The 14,823-nt window shown below is 73.4% G+C and carries 11 protein-coding genes; 5 read left to right on the top strand and 6 right to left on the bottom strand.

The window, feature by feature from the left end:
* Positions 1 to 605 precede the first annotated feature (605 nt).
* From OO62_RS33645 to OO62_RS33635, 3 genes are all read left to right on the top strand, one after another.
* Complete coding sequence (locus OO62_RS33645; RefSeq protein ID WP_078617491.1) at positions 606 to 2,840, top strand: hypothetical protein; 2,235 nt, start codon at positions 606 to 608, stop codon at positions 2,838 to 2,840.
* Positions 2,841 to 2,991: 151 nt separating this feature from the next.
* Positions 2,992 to 4,329, top strand: a complete 1,338-nt coding sequence (locus tag OO62_RS33640) for a hypothetical protein (RefSeq protein ID WP_033271494.1) — start codon at positions 2,992 to 2,994, stop codon at positions 4,327 to 4,329.
* Positions 4,330 to 4,597: 268 nt separating this feature from the next.
* Complete coding sequence (locus OO62_RS33635; protein WP_033271493.1) at positions 4,598 to 5,236, top strand: hypothetical protein; 639 nt, start codon at positions 4,598 to 4,600, stop codon at positions 5,234 to 5,236.
* A gap of 210 nt (positions 5,237 to 5,446) precedes the next feature.
* Here OO62_RS33635 and OO62_RS33630 read toward each other — a convergent pair whose 3' ends face one another.
* Entirely contained in the window at positions 5,447 to 6,322 is an 876-nt protein-coding gene (locus OO62_RS33630; RefSeq protein WP_033271492.1) for an alpha/beta fold hydrolase, read from the bottom strand.
* Between the two features lie 672 nt (positions 6,323 to 6,994).
* Positions 6,995 to 7,687, bottom strand: a complete 693-nt coding sequence (locus OO62_RS33625) for an iron-dependent transcriptional repressor DtxR (protein WP_030415691.1) — start codon at positions 7,685 to 7,687, stop codon at positions 6,995 to 6,997.
* Between the two features lie 460 nt (positions 7,688 to 8,147).
* Between OO62_RS33625 and OO62_RS33620 the strand changes: the two genes are divergently transcribed.
* Positions 8,148 to 8,915, top strand: coding sequence for an SIS domain-containing protein (locus tag OO62_RS33620; protein ID WP_033271491.1), 768 nt, complete (start codon positions 8,148 to 8,150; stop codon positions 8,913 to 8,915).
* A gap of 74 nt (positions 8,916 to 8,989) precedes the next feature.
* On the opposite strand, the gene OO62_RS33615 is transcribed toward OO62_RS33620, so the two are convergent.
* On the bottom strand, positions 8,990 to 10,534 hold the full coding sequence (locus OO62_RS33615) for a PAS domain-containing protein (RefSeq protein ID WP_033271498.1): 1,545 nt from the start codon (positions 10,532 to 10,534) through the stop codon (positions 8,990 to 8,992).
* Between the two features lie 453 nt (positions 10,535 to 10,987).
* Positions 10,988 to 11,719 (bottom strand): pyridoxamine 5'-phosphate oxidase, encoded by a 732-nt coding sequence (gene pdxH, locus OO62_RS33610; RefSeq protein ID WP_228332511.1) that lies wholly within the window; start codon positions 11,717 to 11,719, stop codon positions 10,988 to 10,990.
* A 446-nt stretch (positions 11,720 to 12,165) separates the two neighbouring features.
* Here pdxH and OO62_RS33605 point away from each other — a divergent pair, with 446 nt between their 5' ends.
* Positions 12,166 to 13,269 (top strand): citrate synthase 2, encoded by a 1,104-nt coding sequence (locus OO62_RS33605; protein ID WP_033271490.1) that lies wholly within the window; start codon positions 12,166 to 12,168, stop codon positions 13,267 to 13,269.
* Between the two features lie 96 nt (positions 13,270 to 13,365).
* Here OO62_RS33605 and OO62_RS33600 read toward each other — a convergent pair whose 3' ends face one another.
* Both OO62_RS33600 and OO62_RS33595 read right to left on the bottom strand, forming a co-directional pair.
* Positions 13,366 to 13,992: a TetR/AcrR family transcriptional regulator gene (locus tag OO62_RS33600; protein ID WP_033271489.1), complete on the bottom strand. Its 627-nt coding sequence runs from the start codon at positions 13,990 to 13,992 to the stop codon at positions 13,366 to 13,368.
* On the bottom strand, positions 13,980 to 14,750 hold the full coding sequence (locus OO62_RS33595) for an enoyl-CoA hydratase family protein (RefSeq protein ID WP_033271488.1): 771 nt from the start codon (positions 14,748 to 14,750) through the stop codon (positions 13,980 to 13,982). Before OO62_RS33595 ends, OO62_RS33600 begins: the two co-directional genes overlap by 13 nt.
* Positions 14,751 to 14,823: the final 73 nt, after the last annotated feature.

The raw sequence follows: 14,823 nt of genomic DNA, 5'->3' as shown, positions 1-14,823 counted from the left end.
CCCGAACCCACCCCCGCCCCCCTCCCCCGAAGGGGGAGGAGGGGGAGGGGGCGGGGGGAAGCATCGCCGGGCCGTTGCGGGCCGTTCCGGGCCGCGAGGGCGGCGGTCATCGCATCGGCCCCCGTGCGGCGGCTGGGCCCAACTGGATCGTGGGCCTCCGGTGAGGGGGGCCGTACGACTGAAGCGGCGTGGCCCGACAGGGCGTTGCGCCCCGGCTTCGGGCAGCGGCCGTCAACAGGTGCCGATCCCCGGCTGAATCGGTGGACGCGGCAGAGATCATGTCTCGCGGCTGCAACGTCGGTCCTCGGCGGGCCGCAGGGGCTCGGTTGAAGCGGCGGGCGCCCGGCCGGTCGGGGTGCTCCGGCTGCCCTCCAGTGGATCGTCGGGGTCCCGCTGTGTCCCCGCCACGGCACCCGCCCGGGCGCCGAGTTCGGCCCGACTCAAGCCGAGTCCCCGCGATATCGGCGGCTGCGGCGGCGGCCCCGAACATTGCCCTGACGTCGGGACTCGTGAAGTTATCCACAGGCCGCAGCGGGCCGCGCGGCGTGGCGGTAGCGTCGTCGCAACGACATGAACGAGGCAGGGCCAGGGGGGTGGCAGCGGTGATGCGTGCCGGAATCGTGCTGGTGGCGGGCTGGTTGGCGGTGCTGTTCTGCACCGGCTCCGTACACGCCGCCGAGGCCACGCCGGGGGCCCCCGACAGTCCGACGCAGACGGCGTACCTCGCCGAGCAGCTGCGCAAGGACCCGGTCTACATCAGCGACCAGCTCCCCCGCGAGGTCCCCCGGTCGACGGCACCCGACTTCGCAAGGGAGGCCCGGCGGCTGGGCGTTTCGACCTACGTCATCGTCCTGCCGAGTTCCTCCTTCGGGGCCGAGCCGTCCGCCGTGCTCGCCGGTGTCCATGACCGACTGGCGCGCAAGGGCCTCTACGTCGCGATAGGCGATACCGGGATCGACGCGGTGCAGACATACGGTGTGAGTCTGCCCGGCGCCGAGGACGCGAGCCGGGCGACGCTGTACGAGCTCGCGTACGACGCCACCCCGCGCGAGGTGTTCCGGCACTTCGTCGAGGTGGTGACCTCCGGGCACGCGCATCAGCGCGCGGAGCAGGCGCGGGCCGCCTCCGAGGACGACCCGGACGGGCCGCCCTCCGTGCACACGGACCGGACCGACCGGGAGAACCAGAGCTTCGTCACCGGCATCGCGGTCACCGGCATTCCTCTCACGGCTCTGCTGATCACCGTGTACGCACTCCAGCGCCGGCGGGTGCGGCGGGCCGCAGCCACGGCCACGGCCACGGCCACGGGCGGAGCTGATCGCCCCTCCGTCGCCGGGGGCGTACGGGTGCCCGCAACGCGTGGAGGGGCGAAGGCGGTCGGCGGACGGACGACGGCCACTGGCGGCAAAGCGACCGCCCACGGTAAGGCGACCGCCCACGGCGGAAAGAAGGCCGGTACCGGGGCGAAGGGGCCCGGGAGCGGGAAGAAAGGGACCGGCGGCAGGAAGGGGGCCGGTGGGCCCGGGCCGTATCCGCGCGAGCGGTTGCTGCCGCTGCTGGCCGCCGCCGCGGTGCTGGGTGGGCTGATCGCCTTCACCGCTACGCAGGTCTTCGACGACACGACCAGCGGCGACGGCTCCCGGCCGACGGCCGCCGATATGCGCGCCCGGATCGACCGGGTGACCGACGGCCTCCGCCGCGATCCGCTCTATACCGACCCGGAGAGTCCGCCGGCGCTGGACGCGACCGAGCGCGCCCACCTCCGCCGGCGGCTACGGGCGCTGGACGTGCCGGTGGTGATCGCCGCCGTGCCCAGCAGCACGGACGACGAGTCGGGCGGCAACAGGGACCTGCTGGCCAAGGCCCTCCACACGCGGTTGCGCCGCGACCTGCTCATCGTGCTCGCCGATCCGGGGAGCGGCAGCATCGACCTGGTCAACTACGGCACCCGCGTTGACGATATGTACCTCATCAACCGCCCGCGCGACCTCTCGTACCCCCAGTCCACCGACCCCCCGCTCGGCCATCGGCTCGACCAGTTGCTGACCTACGTCAGCAAGTCACCCAAGGCCAAGGCGGGCCATATGCCCTATGAACCGCCGGCCGCTGACGACCCCGTCGAGGAAAAGGCGCTGCCCGGACTGTTCACGGGCGACTTCGAACCCGGCCTGGTCATCGGCACGTTCCTCGCCGGTTTGCTCTTCGGGCTGGTGGCGGCGGCGTGCGGCATCGTCCGTCGGATAACCCGGCGCCGGCGTACGGCGTCCGGTGCACCCGGCGACGCCCGTTCGCCGGCCCCGACCGAGCCCTCGACGGCGTGGTTGCGGCGCAACGCCCGGCAAGAACTGGATGCCCTCACCGCAGCCCTGGAACCGGTGGCCGCGCTGTCCGAGGACTCCCAGCGGCGGGCCTGGGAGTGCCTGGACGCCGCGGCGCTGCTGATCGACGGGGACAGTGACGGCCGGATCGACGCCGATGCCACCCCGGCCGCGCTGGCCTGCGCCATCGTGCTTGCCAGGGCGGGCCGGACCGCGATCGGGGAGCCGGACGCGGCGCGGTTCGTCTGCCATCGCAATCCGCTGCACGGCGTGGCGCACAAGCGGGTGCAGGTACCGCCCGAGGGCGGTGGGAGGGCCCGGACCCGGGCGCGGTCGCTGCCGGTGTGTGAAGCGTGCCGGCTGACGCTCGGCCCGGTGCTGCGGCTCCGCCCGTCGGGGAGCGCCCGACGCGGTGCGCATGCCCCGTACGCCACGCTCCCCGGGCCGCTGTCCGCACTCGGCGACGGGACGGAAATCGATCAACTCACCCGCGATGTACGGGAGTACTTCGGTGTGCACTGACCCCTCCCAGCCCTGTCCCCTCTCCCCCGGTGCCGGTGCCCCGCTTCCTGGCACCGGACTCCCGGGCGCCCGGCCATTCACTGCCCGGCGTTTCGGGGCCCGGCCCTTCGGGGCCAGCTCCCGTGCACGGCGGCTTCCGGTCGTCCGTCGGATGCGGCGCGCCCTCGCCGTCGGCGCCTCCGCCGTCGTCCTGCTGCTGGGTGTCGCGGCACCCGGTGCGACGGCGGCCGACGGGGCAGCGGGCCCGCAGGGACCGGAGCGGCACAGTGCCGGACAGAACAGTGCTGGCGAGAACGCTGCCGGGCAGCGCAGTGCCGGGCAGCGCAGCCCGGGGCAGAGGATCGCCGATGCGCTGCGCCGCTCCCCGGTCTATGTCGACCCGTCCCTGGCCACGGCCGTCGACAGTGCGCAGCAGCGCAAGTTGGTCGACCAGATCCGGCAGACCCGGCTGCCCATCCGTGTCGTGCTGGTGCCGCTGGTCGAGGGCGACAGCTGGGGCGGCAAGCCGGAGCAGCTGGCCGAGGTGGTCCATGACCGGATGGGCGGCGGCCCGTCCATCCTCATCACGCTCGGCGATTACTCCGACGACATCGCCGCCCGGGAGTGGCCCTCGGGCGCCCATCAGGCGGTCCATGCCGCCGCCGCGGTCTTCTTCCAGGACGACATGAAGGGCGCGGGACCGGCCGGCCGCATCGCCCGCGCGATCAGCATCATCAAGGCGGGCAACGGCGACGCGGTGTACAAGAAGGCCACCGCCGGCCTCGGCTCCCCGACGCCCGGGCCGGACAAGGCAGCCGGGGCGGGCGCCGGGCAGCGCTCGCCCCTGATACGGATCCTGTCGCTGGTCGTCGGCCCGCTGCTGCTGGTGGCCGCGGCGGGGCTGTTGCTGCGGCGGCGGGCGCGGCTGCGTGACCTCTCGACGCCGTTCGCACTGCCGCGGTCCGTCTTCGCCGCCGCCAGGGAGGCCGACGAGGCCGGACTGCGTGAGCGGGCCGACGAGGAGGTCGTACGGCTCGGTGAGGAGGCGCGTGCCGCGCAGGGTGATCCGACGGCTGTCACACGGGCCCTGGACGCCTACGCCGCGGCCGGCACGGTCCTGGACCGGGCTCGCGGAACCGCCGACCTGGCAGGGGTGTTCGCGCTGATCGCGGAGGGCCGGGCGGCGCTTTCGACGGCCCCGGTCACGCTCCCGCTGTGCTTCTTCCACCCGCTCCACGGGCCCGCCGTCCGCCGCATACCCTGGCGGCCGCTGGGCCGCCGCGAGCAGTTGCGGGTGGCGGCCTGCGAGGTGTGTCTGCGGGCCGTGCGCAGCCGGCGTGCCCCGGAGGTGCTCACCGACCGGCTGGAGGGCCGCCCGGTGCCGTACTTCGAGGTCCCGGCCGAGGACAGTCTGTGGGCGGCCACCGGATACGGCTCCCTGCTGAGCGGCGACGGGGACTCGCTCGCCGCGCGTGTTCAGCGCGGGGATTTCACCCGCACCGTGAAGTGACCGTTCGGCGTGGACTCCGGGGGTTCGAGCGGTATTTCTGACGCCACGCCAAGGATGGTGAATTCACTCCACAATTGGGCAGAAGGGGAGCTGAACTCCTGCGCCTTTCGGGGAAATTACCGCGAATGCCATCGAGTTGCCGTTACGGCGGCGCCTTCCGCGTTTCGACAAAGCTGAATCCCCGCTCTTATGCTCCGCAGGCACAGCCGTTCGCGCACACGGGCAACTGTGTGGCGCGACGGGGGAGAACGTCTGCCGGGAGAGCATTTTGCTGCACACGAAGACCGTATGGCTGCGCGCCGTGGCACCCGTCGCCGTATTGGCGCTGGCGCTGACCGCCTGTGGGGACAAAAAGGGCTCGGCCGGGGCTCAGGACGACAAGAAGAGCAATGCGGCCGCCGATGCCCCGAAGGCGGAAAAGAAGCCGGCGGACCCGGCGGGCGGCGGTGAGCTGAAGGCCGGCCAGCGCGGCACGGGTAAGTTCAAGGAAGAGAACGGCAAGCAGGAAATCACCTACGACGTCACCGCGGAGAAGATTCACGTGGGGACCGAGGCCGAGGCCAAGAAGCTGGTCTCGGACCCGAAGGACGCCAAGGGCCTCGTGGCCGCCACCGCGTGGATCACGTACACGAACAAGGGCGGCGGCGTGGTCAAGGACATGCCCCGGGTGGGCAATGAGTCCGAGATCTACGCGGACGGCCGGCGCGGCGGACTGCTGATAGGCGCCGCCGAGGACGGCCCGGGCTGCGAGGACACCATCGACATCGAGAACTGGAAGGTCGGGCAGAGCCACACCATCTGCCAGACCTACATGATCCCGGCGGGGACGAAGTCGGTGGAGGTCCACTGGGCGGGCGACGGGCAGAGCGGCACGCCGTTCGTCTGGAAGTTCGCCAACGCCGGCTGAGCCGGCCGGTCCTGCACGGCGCGGGTCAGGGCTGGCTCCGTCCCGGGGACGCGCCGTACAGCGCACGCGCCGACGCGCCGAAGTCGTCCGCGAGGCATGGCTGACCCCTGGAGGGGTCCTCGGGGCTCGACTGATCGCCCCGGGAGTTGTCCGTGGGCCGGGTTCCCTGGAGCAGGGGGCGCGGCCCGCGGGCGGGTCGTGGGGCGCGGGTCAGCTGGGCCGCGTCGCCGCTTGGAGGAATGGTTCGATGGCGGCGCACCAGGCGTCGGGCTGTTCCCAGGGGAGCAGATGGCCGGCGTCCGGGATTTCGGCGTAGGCGCCGCGCGGGAGCACGCGGACCATCTCCTGGGCCTCGGCGCGGCCCAGTTCGGCGTCCAGGCCGCGGACGACCAGGGTGGGGCAGAACACCTGGGCGAGCTCCTCCCAGTGGGCGTCATGGACCCAGGTCTCGCGGGCGGTGAGCATCTGCCGACGGGAGAAGACGGGACGCCAGCCGTCGGCGCGCTCGGCCATCACCTCGGCGAAGAACTCACCGCGGGCCGGCCGGGGACGCTCCAGGGTCGGATCGTCCTCGCCGAACCACTTGCGGACGTCGGCGAGCGTCGCGAACGGCACCGGCCAGGAGCGGAACCACTCGGTCCACTCGTGCTGGGAGGCCGCACCCAGCGCCGAGGCGCGCATGTCGCAGATGACCAGCGCGCTGACCAGATCCGGTCGCCGGGCCGCTAACTGCCACGCCGTCAGGGCACCCATGGCATGCCCGACCAGGGCGACCGGGGCGAGGCCGAGCTGCTCGACGGCGGCGAGGGCGTCATCGACGTACGCCGCACGGTCGTAGGGGCCCTCGGCGGGCTTCTCGCTGCGGCCGTGACCGCGCTGGTCCAGGGCGACCGGGCGATGACGGGCACTCAGCCGGCGGGCGGTGTCCGCCCAGTGCGAGGCGCGCCCCATCAGGCCGTGGAGCAGCAGCACACCCGGCCGTTGCTCGCTCCCCTCCAACCCGCCGCCGATCTTGGGCGGGTCGGTGAATTCCCAGGCGGCGAGCCGTACGCCGCCGGCCCCTGTCACATCGATACGCCGCGTCATGTGCCCTGGCACCCCCAATCGTCCCTTGAGCAGCCCACACTATCGAACCTCTATTCGAACGCGCCGATCTGACACGTAATACCCCTCGTTCGAGTGACCTCGCTCAAGGATTGGTCACGCGCGCCACGGGGAGACATCTGCCGGGAGGCGGGCCCTACCGGGAAGGGGGCCCGCGGGGGAAGACCCTGGGAGCTCGGGGCTCCGGGTCTTGGGTGGGGGACATGGGGAGGCAGGGCCCCGGCTGCTCGCAGCGCCGGGGCCCTGACCGTCCCCACACTCGGTGGACGCATTCGAGCCCCCTCCCTGGCAAGGACAGGCTGACGCATGGCCATGCGTCAGCGTGACACGAGACCGGCCGTATCGCACGGATTCGCACAAGTCCGTTCAACGCGCAAGAAGTTGCCGAGCCCGCTCAGCGGCGCGTCGGCGCAGCTCAGCGGGCTCATGGGGCGTCAGGGACGTCGGCGCGACGGGGAAGAAACTGCGGTCGGCGCCGGGTGGACACGCTTGACGCCCGACGGACGGGAACTCGTGCCCTTCGGCGTCGCGCAGGGCAGCAGTACGCGGCGGCAGAGGCGGATACCGCAGCAGTTCCGTGCAGGGCGGCAGGGGCGTGCGGGCGCGGCGGTGAGGCCGCGCACGCACGCCGTTCCGCCTTCGGCGGCGGGTGGGTCAGCGCTTGGCGACGAACACGTGGGAGGCGATGTCGGAGGTCAGCTCGGCGGCCTCGCCGCTGCTGCCGACCAGGACCCCGGCCGGCGACTCCGTCACGCTCACCACCGCGCCGGGCTGCACACCGGCCCGCCGCAGGGTGTACATCAGCTGGGCGTCCGCCTGGATCGGCTCACCGATCCGGCGCACCACGGCGGTCTTGCCGTCGGCCCCGGCATCCAGGTCCATCAGGCTCACCATGCCGGCGTCCAGGAACGGGTCGGCCTCGGCCTTCTCGCCCAGTTCCTCAAGGCCCGGGATGGGGTTGCCGTACGGCGACTCGGTCGGATGCCGCAGCAGCTCCACGACGCGGCGCTCGACCGCCTCGCTCATCACGTGCTCCCAGCGGCACGCCTCGGCGTGCACCTGCTCCCATTCGAGCCCGATGACGTCGACCAGCAGGCATTCGGCGAGGCGGTGCTTGCGCATCACCCGGGTCGCCAGCCGCCGGCCCTCCTCCGTCAGCTCCAGGTGCCGGTCACCCGCGACCGTCAGCAGCCCGTCTCGCTCCATGCGCGCGACCGTCTGGCTCACCGTCGGACCGCTCTGTTCGAGCCGCTCCGCGATGCGGGCGCGCATGGGGACCACACCTTCCTCTTCCAGCTCGAGGATGGTGCGGAGATACATCTCCGTGGTGTCGATCAGTCCGGACATGCGTGCCCCTCGATGTGTGGTGCGGTGGCCCTGGACTCAATTCTGACGCATCCCACTGACAACGGTGCCGCCTCGTCCGCGGACCGGACCCGCGCCGCCGTGCCGACGGGCCCCTCCCCGGCGTACAGGCCCGAGTGGCGCGGTCACGTCCTCCGGAGCCCCGCGGCCGTATTGACAGGGCACTGGTCCAGACCGCAACGTGATCCGCGCCACTGATCAGTAGGTGGTGGGGCCGGCGGGGCCCGGCGCGCCGGAGCCCGCCGGACCGGCGCGGGAAACCACGCGATCCGGGGCACCGGCAGCGGACCCGGCGCCGGCACCGACGGGCAGCGGATCCGACGGCGCCGGACCGGCCACGCCGCTGAACGCACGAGTGAACGCACGCCTGAAACGCGCGAGTGACCGCACCACCGAACATCCGGACCGACGACACGACATCCGACGAGAGGGGCCCGCGGCAATGGCTGAGAGCGACCGGAGCGACCGGCTGGCCGGGAAGTACTTCGACGCCGCGATCGACCTGCTGCGGCAGGTCCGCGACGAGGAGGGCGAGCGGATCACCGCGGCCGGACGGCTGATCGCGGACACCGTCGCGGCGGGCGGCCGGGTCTTCTCGTTCGGCGCCGGGCACTCCTCGCTCCCCGCCCAGGACACGGTCTACCGCGCGGGCGGCCTCGCGATCATGAACCTGCTGTCCGTCCCGGGCGTCGTCGGCGTCGACGTACGTCCCGCGACGCTCGGCAGCGCGCTGGAGCGGGTCGACGGGCTGGCCGCGGCCGTGCTGGACACCAGTGCGCTGCGGCCGGACGACGTGCTGGTGATCATCTCGCTGTCCGGGCGCAACGCGCTGCCCGTGGAGATGGCGATGAACGCGCGCGCCCTGGGGATCAAGGTCATCGGCGTGACGTCGGTGGCCTACGCGGACGCCACCAAGTCCCGGCACGTCTCCGGCAGCTACCTCAAGGACCACTGCGACCTCGTGCTGGACAGCCGGATCCCGGTCGGGGACGCGGAACTGACGCTGCCCGGTATCGACGCGCCGTTCGCCCCCGCCTCCACGGTCGTCACCAGCGCGATCATGCAGGCCGTGGTGGCGACGGCCGCGGGCACGCTCGCCGAACGGGGCATCGACCCGCCGCTGCTGCGCTCCGGGAACGTCGACGGCGGGCACGAGTGGAACGCCCGGGTGATGACCGACTACGCGGACCGGATCTTCTACCGGCACTGAGGGACGGGCCGCCCCCTCCACGGGGCATGACGCCCACGCCGCCACGGTGACGGTGACGGTTCGGTGAGGTGCCCTCAGCTCGACGCCGCGCCCGACAGGTCCAGGCAGGCGGCGATCCGGGCGGCGACCTCCTCGGCGTAGTCGGCGTCGGCGCGATCGAAGGGGCGGCGCGCGGGCGAGCGCAGGAACGTCAGCACGCCGAGCGTGCGGCCGCGGCTGCGCAGCACCACGCACAGGCCGTGCACGGTGCCGTCCGGCCAGTGCCGGGCGGCCGCCCAGCCCTCGGCCGGGGCGGCGCCGGCGCTGGTCCGCACCGGGCCGCGCCGCTGGAACGCCTGGAACGCCGGGTGGCCCGGCGGGTACGGCACCGGGATGCCGGTCGCCGTGAACGCCTCGGACGGGCCGGGCGCACCGGCCGGCGACGCCAGCGTCCGCACCAGCGCGCACCCCGCGCCACGCCCGGTTCCCGTGCCCGCCTGCGCGCCGGCCCGGTCGCGGGCGTCGCCGGTGGCCTCGGTGCCGTAGATGTCGTGGGTGCCGCGGGTGCCGTACGCGTCGTACGTGTCGTGGGCGCCGTACGTGTCGTAGGCGTCGTCCGCGTCGTCGTCGGCGACCGCCCCGTACGGCGCCGGGGCGGGCCTGGTGGCGAGGTCGGCCAGGCCGTGGTCGGCGAAGCCCGCGAGTGCGAAGTCGAGGTGGACGGCCGCGGCCTCGGCCGGGTCCGGGCACTCGGCCGCCGCCCGGCCGGCGCGGTGCAGTTGGTGGGCGCGGAAGCGGAGCAGGGAATTGTCCTGTTCGGTGCGCTTGGCCTCGGTGACGTCCTGGAAGAGCCAGGCGACGCCGAGCGGTACCGGCTCCTCCGTCAGCGGCGAGGCCAGCCGTACGAAGCCGCTGCGCCAGCACCGGCGCGGCAGTTCGGCCTCCTCGGAGCGCAGCGTCACCCACAGTTCGGCGGCGGCCGGCGGCGCGCCCTCGGCGAGGACGTGCTGGAGGGCGCACTCCAGTTCCTCGACGCCCTGCGCCAGCAGGTCTCCCAGCGGGCGCCCCAGCAGGGCGGTGCGTCCCACGCCGAGGGTGCGGGCGGCGTGTGCGTTGACGACGGCGGGCCGCAGGTCGGCGTCGACCAGCACCACGCCCCACGAGGCGTCCTCGAAGAGCGCCTCGCTGAGCGCGATGGACCGCTCCAGGTCCATCTGGGTGTGCACCTCGCTGAAGGCGCAGTAGACGCCGGCGACCCGGCCGCCGGGGCCGCGGACCGCGGACGCCTGGGTGCGGACGAGTACCCGGTGGCCGTCCTTGGTGAGCAGGGCGAATTCGTGGACCTGGCGGCCCGGGGAGCGCATCGCGGCCGCGAGTGCCGCCTCGATGCCGTCGGCGTCCTCCTTGCGGACCGCCCAGCCGGCCAGGCCCGTACGGCCGACGGCCTCGTCGGCGGTCCAGCCGAGGATGCGGGCGGCTTCGTGGTTCCAGTGGGTGACCGTGCCGTCGGCCGCGAAGGCGACCAGGGCGGCGTCCATGCCGTCCAGGAGGGCGGCGAGCAGACCCGAGTCCTCGGTCTCGTCGGCGCCGTCGCCGTCCGGGGGCGGCGGGCCGGACGTGTCGGCCGACGGGCCGGTCAGCGCGGCTGACGGGCCGGACGCACCGGAAGAAGCTGACGAAGCAGTCACTGGCACCCCTCACGAACGCGGCTGTGCATGCTCCACCTGGGAACATTCAACTGGAACGTGACACAGCCCACACCCGATTCGCGGAAATCGTTGCTCCCGGAAAAATTCGGTTGTGCGGTTCCGGCCACCTTCCTAATGTGTGGAGCACACGAGAAGGGAGGTGGTTCGGCCAATGATTTCGCACCGGACGCGTGAGGTGGCTGCGGGCTAGCGGCCCGTCGCTTCACCGAAGTGCAGCGCCGGACCAGCGCATACTGCAGATGCGCAGCCGGCCAATCCCAAGCAGTCACCCGACCCGCGGGCTGCCGGTTCGTCCGACCGGCCCTTCGCGCCACCGAGCGCGGAGGAACCAGCCCGCGGGTCGTCTGCGTGCCGGGCCCCGACGGCCTGCCGCAGCGGCCCCGCTCAGGGCGCCAGGCGCTCCACCCGCCAGGTCACTTCCCCGGCCTCGCCGCTGTCCCCGGCGCCTTCCTCCGGCGCGGTGTCGCGGACGTAGCGCAGCCGGTCGTGGAGGCGGTTCAGCCGGCCCTGCCAGAATTCGACGGTCTCGGCGGTGACGCGATAGCCGCCCCAGTGCGGCGGGGCGGGCACCTGCTCGCCCTCGGGGTAGCGGGTGGCCAATTCCTCGTAGGCCCGCTCCAGTTCCTCACGGGAGGCGACCGGCGCCGACTGGTCGCTGGCCCAGGCGCCGAGCTGGGAGCCGTGCGGGCGGGTGCGGAAGTAGGCGGCGGTCTCGTCCCGGCCGATGCGCTCGGCGGTGCCGGTGACCACTACCTGGCGGGAGAGCGGGTGCCAGGGGAACACCAGGGAAAGGTAAGGGTTCTCGGCCAGTTCCCGGCCTTTGCGGCTGCGGTAATTGGTGAAGAACACGAAGCCGCGGTCGTCGAATCCCTTGAGGAGTACGGTCCGTGAGCTCGGGCGGCCGGCGCTGTCCGCCGTCGAGACGACCATGGCGTTCGGCTCGTGCAGGCCGGCCACGGTCGCGTCCTTGAACCAGCGCGCGAACTGGTCGTAGGGGCTGGCGGCGAGGTCGGACTCGGCGAGTCCCTCGGCGCGGTAGTGCGCACGCATGGTGGAGGGATCGGGGGTCTCGGCGTGAGGCGCGTCGGCGGGGTGCACGGCCTCATCTTGCAGCATCGGGTCCGGCCGGGTCAGCCGGTAGGGGCGGAAGTCTGCCCCTCGTCGACCGCCCGTAACCCTCCCGTCAGCAAATCGACCAGTGTGCCGGATCTCACGCTTCCCCGCAGGTGGGGGACCCGCCAAAATCGTGGCCCGGTCCACTGTGGCCCTCGGACAGGGGGAGCTATCGTGTGCCGTCCGGCCCGTTCTCACGCACCACGGGCCCGCTCACACGTTCCACCGCAGGACCCCGCCGCAGCACACCGCTTCCGGCCGCCCGCGCCCCGACCGACCGCGGGCGGGACCGTCGCGTGACCCACGCCCCGGCGGGGCATACCGGGGTGACCGGTACGGACCCCGAGCTGCCCGACGCAGCCGGGTAACCGCACCGGCGCCGCACACCAGACCGTCCGCACGGCAGCCGGTGCCAACCGCACGCCGTCCCCATCCTGAGGAGCCGCCTGATGTCCGACTTCGTACCCGGACTCGAAGGAGTTGTCGCGTTCGAGACGGAGATCGCCGAACCGGATAAGGAGGGCGGCGCGCTCCGCTACCGCGGGGTCGACATCGAGGACCTCGTGGGGCAGGTGTCCTTCGGGCACGTCTGGGGGCTGCTGGTCGACGGGGCGTTCAGCCCGGGGCTGCCGCCCGCCGAGCCGTTCCCGATCCCGGTGCACTCCGGTGACATCCGGGTGGACGTGCAGTCCGCGCTGGCGATGCTCGCGCCCGTATGGGGCCTGAAACCGCTGCTGGACATCGACGAGGCGACCGCCCGCGACAACCTCGCCCGGGCCGCGGTGATGGCGCTGTCCTACGTCGCCCAGTCGGCGCGCGGGCAGGGGCTGCCGATGGTGCCGCAGAAGGAGATCGACAAGGCGGAGACCGTCGTGGAGCGCTTCATGAAGCGCTGGCGCGGCGAGCCCGACCCCAAGCACGTCAAGGCCGTCGACGCCTACTGGACCTCGGCAGCCGAGCACGGCATGAACGCCTCCACCTTCACCGCCCGGGTCATCGCCTCCACCGGCGCGGACGTCGCGGCGGCGCTGTCCGGCGCGGTCGGTGCGATGTCCGGTCCGCTGCACGGCGGCGCGCCCTCCCGGGTCCTGGGCATGATCGAGGAGATCGAGCGGACCGGTGACGCCGGCGCGTACGTCCGGCAGGCGCTGGACAACGGCGAGCGGCTGATGGGCTTCGGCCACCGCGTCTACCGCGCCGAGGACCCGCGGGCGCGGGTGCTGCGGCGCACCGCCAAGGAGCTGGCCGCCCCGCGCTTCGAGGTCGCCGAGGCGCTGGAGAAGGCCGCGCTGGAGGAGCTGCACAACCGCCGCCCGGACCGGGTGCTGGCCACGAACGTCGAGTTCTGGGCGGCGATCGTGCTGGACTTCGCGGAGGTCCCGGCGCACATGTTCACCTCGATGTTCACCTGCGCCCGTACGGCGGGGTGGAGCGCGCACATCCTGGAGCAGAAGCGGACCGGCCGGCTGGTCCGGCCGTCGGCCCGGTACGTGGGCCCCGGTACGCGCAGCCCGCGGGACATCGCGGGATACGAGGACATCGCGCAGGGCTGAGCCCTCTTCCCCTCGCGGCAACACCCCCCTCATGTGAGGGGGGTGTTGCCGTGCGGGGCGGGCGTGTGTGCGTGCGCACGGGTGGCGGCGGGGCCGTCACTCCGGGTTCAGCACTCCGTCGATGATCTTCGCCCACTGTTCGACGACCCGGTCGCGGCGGGCCGAGTCGTCGGTCAGCAGATTGGCCAGTCCCAGTCCGCGCGCCATGTCGAGCAGCCCCTGGACGGTCTCCCGTACGCCGGGCACCGCCTCGTCGGCGTCCAGCAGCGCCACCGCGGTGCGGTGCGCCTCGCGGCCGACGCGGCCCTCCAGGGCGGTCACCCGCTCGCGCAGCTGCTCCTCGTCGGAGGCGGCGACCCACAGGTGCAGCGCGGCCCGGAACAGCGGTCCCGTGTAGAGGCCGACGAGTTCCTCGACGATGATCCAGGTCCGGGCGACGGACCCGGCGGGCGGCAGGTTGTGGGCGACGGCCTTCAGGGCGCCCTGGCGCTTCTCCGCGACGTGCTCGACGGCCGCGGTGAACAGGTCCTCGCGGGTGCGGAAGTGGTGCTGCGCGGCGCCCCGGGAGACGCCGGCCCGCTCGGCGACCACCGAGACGGTGCTGCCGCTCCAGCCGCGTTCCGCCAGGCAGGAGACCGCCGCCTCCAGCAGCTTCTGGCGGGTGGCGCGGCTGCGCTCCTGCTGCGGCGGCTTCGGGCCGCGGGCCGGGGTCAGCGCGCCCATGACGGGGCCCGTCGCTCCAGGAAGGCGGTCATGCCCTCGCGGGCCTCGGCGGAGCCGAAGAGCTGCGCGGACCGTTCGGCGAGCGCGTCGGTGTCCCGGTCGAAGGCGGCCAGCACCTCCGCGGTGACCAGCTTCTTCGACGCGGCCAGCCCCTGCGGTGAGCCCTTGCGCAGTCCCTCCAGTACGGGGGCGAGGCCGGCGTCGACGTCCTCGGCGGCGAGCGTGACCAGCCCGATCCGGGCCGCCTCCGCGGCGCGGAAGGTCTCGCCGGTCAGGTAGTAGCGGCCGGCGGCGCGCGGGTCCAGCCGCGGCAGCAGCGGCAGCGAGATGACGGCGGGCGCGAGGCCGAGGCGGGCCTCGGTGAAGGCGAAGGTGGCCTCGGGGCCGGCCGCGGAGATGTCGCAGGCGCCGAGCAGGCCGAGGCCGCCGGCCCGGACGTGGCCGGTGACCCGGGCGACGACCGGCCGGGGCAGCTCGACGAGGGTGCGCAGCAGCCGGGCCAGCCCCAGCGGGCCGTCCTTCGCCGCCCCCGAGGTGGCCTCGGACAGGTCCGCCCCGGCGCAGAAGGTGCCGCCGGTGTGGGTGAGCACGACGGCCCGGGTGGCGTCGTCGGCCGCGGCGTCCGCGAGCGCCTGGTGCAGTTCGGCGACCAGACGGGCGGAGAGGGCGTTGCGGTTGTGCGGGGAGTCCAGGGTGAGGGTGGTGATGCCGCGCTCGTGGGAGCGGGACACCAGCGGGGTCACGGGTGCGTCGGTCATCGGTCCGTGGGGCTCCTTTCCCTGGTGCGCGCGGGCGCGCCGCAGGATCTTTCCGGTGGGGGCGCGCGGCCGG

This window comes from Streptomyces lydicus (assembly GCF_000717345.1).
GTDB lineage: Bacteria > Actinomycetota > Actinomycetes > Streptomycetales > Streptomycetaceae > Streptomyces > Streptomyces lydicus.
This window is presented reverse-complemented; position numbering and strand designations above follow the sequence as displayed.

Bases quoted from the DNA above. Each gene is read 5' to 3' on its own strand.
- OO62_RS33645 (WP_078617491.1), top strand. From the start codon at position 606: ATGCGTGCCGGAATCGTGCTGGTGGCGGGCTGGTTGGCGGTGCTGTTC.
- OO62_RS33640 (WP_033271494.1), top strand. From the start codon at position 2,992: ATGCGGCGCGCCCTCGCCGTCGGCGCCTCCGCCGTCGTCCTGCTGCTG.
- OO62_RS33630 (WP_033271492.1), bottom strand. From the start codon at position 6,322: ATGACGCGGCGTATCGATGTGACAGGGGCCGGCGGCGTACGGCTCGCC.
- OO62_RS33625 (WP_030415691.1), bottom strand. From the start codon at position 7,687: ATGTCCGGACTGATCGACACCACGGAGATGTATCTCCGCACCATCCTC.
- OO62_RS33620 (WP_033271491.1), top strand. From the start codon at position 8,148: ATGGCTGAGAGCGACCGGAGCGACCGGCTGGCCGGGAAGTACTTCGAC.
- pdxH (WP_228332511.1), bottom strand. From the start codon at position 11,719: ATGCTGCAAGATGAGGCCGTGCACCCCGCCGACGCGCCTCACGCCGAG.
- OO62_RS33605 (WP_033271490.1), top strand. From the start codon at position 12,166: ATGTCCGACTTCGTACCCGGACTCGAAGGAGTTGTCGCGTTCGAGACG.
- OO62_RS33600 (WP_033271489.1), bottom strand. From the start codon at position 13,992: ATGGGCGCGCTGACCCCGGCCCGCGGCCCGAAGCCGCCGCAGCAGGAG.
- OO62_RS33595 (WP_033271488.1), bottom strand. From the start codon at position 14,750: ATGACCGACGCACCCGTGACCCCGCTGGTGTCCCGCTCCCACGAGCGC.